Below are 7307 nucleotides of genomic sequence, written 5' to 3'. Positions count from 1 at the left end.
CGCGGGGGGGGGGGGGGCGCCCGGCCCCCTCGGCGCCCGCCCGGGTGGCCCGCCGTGCGGGGTTCGGCTGGGGGGGGGGGGGGGGGGGGGGGGCCCCGGGCGGGGGGGGGGCCGCCCCAACGCCCGACCTGTCGCGCCGGCTGGGCGACATGTACGGCTGCCTCGACCGTCAGCCGCTGCACCGGATCGCGGCGCCCGGCGGCCACACCGGGAGGAGAGGTGACCGGACACCATGCCCATGACCTCTCCCCCGGCGGTCCCGTGTCTGATCCGGTGCGGGACCGGTCAGATCGCTCATGGATGCGGTGCGACACCCTCGTCGACCGGCAGGGACACCGGCTCGGCGCCCGATGGCGAGCCGGAGGCCGAACCCGCGCCGGACACCCGACCGGCGCCGGGGGGCAGACCCGAGCCCGGGACCGGCCCCGAACGGGAGGGCACCGCAGGGGACTTCGTGCGCTGGGCCCGTGCGCGGGCCTCGCCCTTCGCGCGCGGTGCCGCGCGGCCCGTCCGGCGCAGCGCCAGATGCAGTACCGGCATCAGGACGCAGGTGACCGCGGCGCTCTGCCACAACAGCGCGTCGAGCCGGCCGGACGCCAGGTACGCGCCCGCGGCGACCGCCGCAAGCGCGCACACTCCGCGGTCCACGATGCTCTCCACGGACAGCAGCGTGGCGCGCGGTGCGCCCGCCGGGATGGCGTCGTTGATGAGTTTGCGCTGGACGGGATAGACGAACCCGGTGATCGCGGCGAACGCGCACAGCAACGCCACCACGAGCCAGGGACCGCCGAGGGCGGTGCCCGCCAGGACCACGGCGAGGGCCACGCTCAGCAGGGACACCCACTGGGCCGGAGCCAGCCGACGGCTCAGCCACTGCGGACGCGCCGAGGCCACCGCTTCGGCCACCGTCATGGCCGCGAGCACACTGCCGTGTGCGTTCTCCCCGATCCCGTGATCCAGGAGCACCGGCTGGAAGAGGTTGACCTGGCAGATGCGCGACAGCGTGAACACCGCCACGCCCTGCACCATGAGCAGCGGCAGCCACGGGGAGACGCGCAGGGCCCGCAGAGCGGCACCCGTGTCGCGCAGCAGGGTTCCGCTCCGCCGCCCGCGCGCGCCCGGCCCGGTGTCCTTGCCGCGCGGCGCGAGCCGCGGCAGCGCCAGCGCACAGCCCAGCGACCCGGCGGCACTGGCCGCGCTCAGCACGTACGGCGTCTGCGCGGCCAGCGCCATCAACGGACCGACGAGCGGCCAGCAGACGACCTTGGCGGCCAGCCCGAGGGACCGCGCGGTGCCCTCGGCCCTCAGGTAGTGGGCCTCCGCCCCCTCGGCGCGCAGACCGTCGTACAGATAGGCGCTCGCCGCGCCCGACGTGAGCGAGCGTCCGGCCGCGATGGCGAGGAAATGCACGAGGAAGCCGGTGTACGAGGGGGCCAGAACCGGCGCCATGTTCGCGGCCGTCATGACGACCGCGCCCGCGCGCAGGCAGTTGCGGGCGCCGATTCGGTCGGCGATGGCACCGGTCGGTATCTCGAACAGGCAGAACGCGATGTAGTAGATGCTCTGGATGCCGAAGATCTGATGGTCGGACAGCCCGGCGTCACGCTGGTAGGCGTAGAAGACCGGCATCCACCACAGCAGGTTGAACAGCAGCTGGAACCCGTTGTTCAGGCGGATGATCCGACGGGCCACCGGGGAGGCGACCGGCTCGGTTCGACGGTGCCACCGTACGGGCATACGGCGCCTCACCGGGCGTAGGGGCGGATCTGGACCAGACGGAACGCCCCCTCGTCGGTCATCAGCCACTCGATGTCCAGGGCGTCGTCCGCGTCCTCCGCGCTGAAGTGGGATTGCAGCAGGCGTCCGGTGAGGGCCAGCCGGGCGAGAGCCGTACGGGTCTCCGGCGGCAGGTCCTCACCCGCGGTGCCGACGTCCATCGTGCGCCCACCGCCCTCGACGGTGTTGTAGAGGTACTGCTGCGGCAGGATGGTGCCGTCCACCACTCGCTCCGGCGAACCGGGCGTGCAGTTGAGGTACACGTTGCGGAAGTCCTCACGCCGGGTCGGGTTGCAGGTCACCAGCACGCCCCCGAGGCTGGCGGGCACGTACTCCTGGACGATCACGCCCATGTAGGTGTCGTCCAGGGAGATGCCGACCTGGTGCCGCAGGCGCACACTGCGCGGCGACAGCAGTGACGCCCACACCTGGCGCACGGCGTCCAGGAGCTGTTCCGCTCCGCGAACGGTGGTCACCGAGTCGTAGATCCCCGCGGCGGAGAAGCCGGGCAGGTCCTCGGCGTTGGACGAGGAGCGCACCACCATGCGGTGCCGGCCGGCGAGCAGCCCCGGCACCGACGCCGTGATCGACCGGGCCACCTCGTCCGGCATCGGTGTGCTCCGCACGAGGTGCTGCAGGTTCAGGCACAACGGGTCCACGATGTCGAACGCTTCGAGTTCCAGGGCCATCTTCAGCTTTCCGATGCCCTGTTGGAGGGCCGGTGAGGAGGTCAGGAACAGATGGTGCAGGCGGAACGGCAGCGCTACGCCTTCGGGGGCGCGGACGGTCTCCGCCACGCATCGGGCCGCGGCGGCTCGCAGCCGCTCCGGTGAGGTCTCCTGCTCGCCGAGCCGAGCGGCGAGATGGCCGAGGAGATCGCGGCGCGGCGGGCGCGGGCGCGTGTAGAACGCCGTCAGATCGGCGGTGCGGCTGTCCAGGACGTGGTGCAGTTCGCCGAGGTTGGCGGCCTTGGTGCCGTAACTGTCACGGTCGGTGCGCCGTAGTCGGTGCAGGGCCAGGACCGGGGCCTCCTCTAGCAGCGGGGTCTCGATGCGGATGCGCTGCTGGTGCCAGGCCGGTTTCTGCAAGTCCGGTGCGGCGGAGAGTGGTTCGAGCGTGATGGAGTCCTCGCGCACCCGGTAGCGCACCCAGGCGCCGTCCAGGCCGTCGCCTCCCGTGAGGGTGTCGAAGTCGCGGACGATCGCGTTCGGGATGCCCCAGCCCGAGGCCAGCACATTGGTGTGCGAGAGGGGCGTGATGGGGGCGGTGTTGATGAAGCCGGCGACCCTGGGGACGTCGTCCGGCAGGCGGGGCATGGCGACGATGTCCGCCCAGCCCAGTCGCGCGGCGGCGGCCTCGTACTCGGCCATGGTGCGGAAGTGGCGCAGGCGGCCCTCGGCCTCCCCTGGGTTGAGGCAGGTGCGCGTGCGGTTGCCGAACAGGGCGTGGCTCAGGATGCGTGGCACGCGTGCCTCGCTGACCGAGGCCAGTTCGTGCTCCTGACCGTGGTTGGCGGGCTTCAGCAGCAGCGGCAGCCGCCCGTCGACCCGCCCGCGCACATAGAGGTAGAACTCCTCCAGCAGAGCGCCGTGCATGGTGTCCGCCTCGGTGGTCTCCAGCACCAGGAAGGGGCTCTCGGAGCCGTCCGCCGTCTCCTCGCTGTGCAGGGACAGCACCCCCAGCAGGAAACGCCGCCCGGGGTCCATGTACACGGAGGCGTTGAAGGCGTCGAGGTCGGCGTCCAGTTCCTCCAGGGTCATGCCGAGGACGTGGGTGGCGATGTAGTTGACGTGGAAGGGGTGCACCCGGGTGTCGAGCAGGTGCCAGGTGCTCTCGACACGGTCCACCACGACCTTCAGGTACGGGTGTCCGGCGAGCACCCCGGACAGCGTGCGGAACAGCGGCAGCGACAGGTTGGCGCCGACGACGGTGCGGTCCCCGCCCGTTCCGGGAACCTCGGTCTCACCCAGTGTCAGGGTCATACCGTCACCTCCTGCGGGACGTACACCGGCAGGAGGTGCGGCATGGCGTCCACCAGGGCGGTGAAGTCGCGGACGACGGCCTGCGGCCGGTCGGCTGACAGCAGGCACAGCCCCGCCATGGTGTTGGCGCCCGCGGCCGGATCGTAGACCGGCACCGGTGTGCCGTCCGGCAACGAGCTCTCCCCGACGACGGTCAGCGTGCTGCCCGCGCCGACCGGGGCGGAACGGATCACCGAGCCGGAGTCCCACAGGTGCCGGCGCGGCCACGGCGCGCCCGCGCCGTCCACGGCGAGGACGACCAGGGACCCGGCCGCGCCGTCGGCGTCCGCGGGCGTGAGCGCCCCGGGCGGCCAGTCGGGCGAGCCGCCGAGCAACTGCTCGGTGAACAAGGCGATCATGTCGAGCCCGAAGACCTCCTCGATCTGCGGCACGGTCATCGCGCCGCCGAAGCGCGCCGCCGTCTCGATCACCCACATGCGGCCGTCCGCGCCCAGCTTGATCTCGGTGTGCGTACCGCAGTCCCGCAGCCCGAGCGCCTCCACGGCCCGCCGGGCCAGATCCACGATCCTGGCCTGGGCCTCGGTGCCGACCGCGGCCGGGGTGATGCCGGCGCGCTCGGTGAACGGCGCCACCGTCGGCATCCGGCCGCTCAGGCAGACCGGCCGGAAGACGCCCTGGACGACCACGCCCTCGACGCTGACGTAGTCGCCCCAGCCGGATCCCTCGAACCACTCCTCGGCGCAGCCGGTGACGATTTCCTCCACGATGAAGTCCTCACCGGCGCCGGCGACATGGAGTTCCGCGTAGCCGAGCCGCGCCGACTCGGTCATCACGGCGTGCGACCGCGCCCAGGCACCCGGGACGTCCGCGGGTCCCTCGATGATCTGGTGCGCGGTCGAACCGGCGCTCCAGGCCGCCTTCAGCAGCAAGGGGCAGGACAGTTCGGCCACGGCGGCCGCCAACTGCCCCACGGACGTGACGGTGCGGAACCGGGGCTGGGGTATGCCCCGGCGGTCCCACGTGGCGCGCATCAGGCGCTTGTCGCGGGCGAGGGCCGCGGTGGGCCCGGCGCCCCGCAGTCCGAGCCGCCGGGACGCCTCGGCGACCGCGACCACCGCGTACTCCGAGAAGGTGACGACGGCGTCCGCGCCGACCTCGTGGGCGCGGGACGCGATGAGTTCGACCAGATCGTCCGTACCTGCTTCCCCGCGGACCACCGAGGCGCACAGCCCCTCCGCGTGCTCCGCCACACCGGCGGGCAGTTCGCTGAGTGCCAGCAGGTGCACGGCTGCCCTCGCGGCCACCCGATCCAGGGCGTACCCGACCGGCGGTCCGCCCTTCGCATGCACGTACAGCACCTTCGCCACTGCTACCCAACTCCTTCTGCTGTCCGGGTTCTTGCTCCTGTCGCGCGATGGTTCGCGCGGTGCGCGGCGTGGCGGTGGCCGGGATGCGCCGGCCTGCCGGCCGCCGATTCGCGGTCTCATACCAGCGAAGCAGTCCGGGTGCCCTTCCTACGGCGTGCCGAGCGTGAACGTCTCAGGCAAATGCCTTACTCCGCAGGGCGGTTGCCGCCATGTGAAGGTTCGGTGATGTGTTAGTGCCCGACTCGGGCGTACACCTGCGACATCCAGCGCATTCCGGGCGGCCCGGCATGCGCTATCACCTACGGGACACGCATGATGTGTCACTCAACGTGATGTTCGTGCAAAATTGAAGGAGTTGAGCCGTGGACGAGGCCGATCTCAAGACGCTGCTCGCGACTCTCCCGGTGTTCTGGTGGGAGGCCGACGGCGGTGCGGGCATGGTGGACAGCGGGGGCGGCGCCTTCGCGGACGAACACATCGCGCAACGCTTCCTGGAGGCCCTGCGGAACGACCACGGCGGCCCGTCGGCGTTACTGGACGACGGCCGCTACCAGACGCGGTTCGAGGGCCGCACTTTCGACGTCAACCGGTCGGTCCGGGGTGACGGTGTGCAGCGCCGGCGCAGCCGGGGAGTCGCGGTCGAGGTGAGCGACGCGGCGGCCGGTACGGGGGCGTGCGCGGCGTTCGCCGACCTGAGCCCCGCCGCCGTGTTCGTCCGCGACGCCGATGGCCGCTACGTCTGGGCCAACCACGCCTACGCCCACCTGTACGGGACCACACGCGACCACCTGATCGGCCGCCACCTGACCGAGACGGACGGCCCGGAGGACGCGGCCCGGTTCCTCGCTTTCGACAAGGAGGTTCTCACCGGCGGCCACTCCGTCCGGCACACCCTCGTCTACCGGCGCCCGGACGGTTCCCCCGGGCACGCGGCCGGATACCGCTTCCCCGTCACCTGGGGCACGCTGCCCTGCGTGGCGGGCATCTATGTGGACATCACCGAGTACACCCACGCACTGGACCAGCGGCGTCAGGCCGAGGAGGATCTGCGCGCCCTGCGGGACCACAGCGGCCTGCCGTGCTTACGGCTGTCGGCGGACGGAGTGGTCGGGGAGGCCAGCTCCGCGGTCGCCGAACTGCTGCGCGTCCGGCTCCGTGACCTCGTCGGTTCACCGGCCGACGGCCTGCTGGCCAGGACACCGGAACGCGCCGCGCTCCACAGAGTCTGGGACGACCTCATAGGCGGCCGGCGCAGAAGCGCGCGCACCAGTGCCGTGCTCGTCGACGGCGACCAGCGCCAGCGCCGCGCCTGGGTCCATCTGAGCGCTGTGCGCCGTACCGGGGACTGGCTTCCCGACGTCTGGGCGGTCATCACCGGACTCGGTCTGAGCCATGAGCCGCATCCTCCGCTGACCGCCGCCCAGGTGCGGATTCTCGCCCTGCTGGCCGCCGGGCACAGCAACGCCGGCATCGCCGAGGCGCTGCACCTCTCGCGGCAGACGGTCGACTACCATCTGAGCCGCCTCCGGCACCTCCTGGGGGGCGCGACCCGCCCGGCGCTCGTCGCCCGCGCCTACGTGCTCGGCATCCTCTCCCCGCACACCTGGCCGCCCCGCTCCACCACGGCGGCACATCCACTCAGCCCCGCCTGACGGGTCGTCCCCGGGGCCGACGACCAGACGGAACGCTTCTTCAGGCGCGGTGCCAGCTGGCCCAGCAGCACGCCTGCTTTTTCTGTTGGCGCCGCTCATCGCTGCCTCCGGCGTTGCGGCGGTTGCCCGTGGCCGGGTACTCCCATGAACCGGCGGCATGTTCGCGCCCCGCGGATCTACGGCTTGGGGCAGCTGGTCGTGGCCATCGCGCTGTGCCGGCAGATGTTCTTCGGATTGTTGATCAGCGACTCGGACGTTCGCCCGTCGGGAACGCTGATCGGCAGCGCTGTTCTCCTGGCGGGCCTCATCGTCATGATGGTGGGCCAGCTCGCCGGTGGTAAGCGGAAGCCCGGCGGTGCACCGTAGGCCTTACGCCTCCCTACGGACACCCCCTCGAAGGCCAGAAACTTTCCCCCGGGCCCCAGCGACGGGAAGGACGCGGCCGGGGCAGCGCGACTGCCGATTCCGGCTGGGCATCACTACCGCCGGGCGCAAGGAGGGTGGAACGGCGGGTTTCGGCGAGCGATTCG

Annotated in this window: 5 protein-coding genes; 2 read left to right on the top strand and 3 right to left on the bottom strand. The window is 72.1% G+C overall.

Features of this window, described 5'->3' with window-relative positions:
- Nucleotides 1-294: 294 nt before the first annotated feature.
- The 3 genes from ACIGYR_RS37430 to ACIGYR_RS37420 are packed head-to-tail and all read right to left on the bottom strand — an operon-like array spanning nt 295 to nt 5125.
- On the bottom strand, nt 295-1737 hold the full coding sequence (locus ACIGYR_RS37430; RefSeq protein WP_399607907.1) for an MFS transporter: 1443 nt from the start codon (nt 1735-1737) through the stop codon (nt 295-297).
- Nucleotides 1738-1745: 8 nt separating this feature from the next.
- On the bottom strand, nt 1746-3758 hold the full coding sequence (locus tag ACIGYR_RS37425) for a PEP/pyruvate-binding domain-containing protein (RefSeq protein WP_391836856.1): 2013 nt from the start codon (nt 3756-3758) through the stop codon (nt 1746-1748).
- Nucleotides 3755-5125 (bottom strand): acetyl-CoA carboxylase biotin carboxylase subunit family protein, encoded by a 1371-nt coding sequence (locus tag ACIGYR_RS37420; RefSeq protein ID WP_399607909.1) that lies wholly within the window; start codon nt 5123-5125, stop codon nt 3755-3757. The genes ACIGYR_RS37425 and ACIGYR_RS37420 overlap by 4 nt, the downstream gene beginning before the upstream one ends.
- Nucleotides 5126-5487: 362 nt before the next feature.
- Between ACIGYR_RS37420 and ACIGYR_RS37415 the strand changes: the two genes are divergently transcribed.
- A complete protein-coding gene (locus ACIGYR_RS37415; protein WP_399607911.1) occupies nt 5488-6777 on the top strand; it encodes a PAS domain-containing protein in 1290 nt (429 codons plus the stop codon).
- A 198-nt stretch (nt 6778-6975) separates the two neighbouring features.
- Nucleotides 6976-7143: a hypothetical protein gene (locus ACIGYR_RS37410; RefSeq protein WP_399607913.1), complete on the top strand. Its 168-nt coding sequence runs from the start codon at nt 6976-6978 to the stop codon at nt 7141-7143.
- Nucleotides 7144-7307 lie beyond the last annotated feature (164 nt).

Source organism: Streptomyces sp. NPDC053076, assembly GCF_044546845.1.
Taxonomy (GTDB): domain Bacteria; phylum Actinomycetota; class Actinomycetes; order Streptomycetales; family Streptomycetaceae; genus Streptomyces.
Note: the sequence above shows the minus strand (reverse complement) of the source record. Positions and strands in the feature narration are given on the sequence as shown.

What these genes read in the sequence shown, in the direction of transcription:
- ACIGYR_RS37430 (WP_399607907.1), bottom strand. Translation starts at nt 1,737, where the DNA reads ATGCCCGTACGGTGGCACCGTCGAACCGAGCCGGTCGCCTCCCCGGTG.
- ACIGYR_RS37425 (WP_391836856.1), bottom strand. Translation starts at nt 3,758, where the DNA reads ATGACCCTGACACTGGGTGAGACCGAGGTTCCCGGAACGGGCGGGGAC.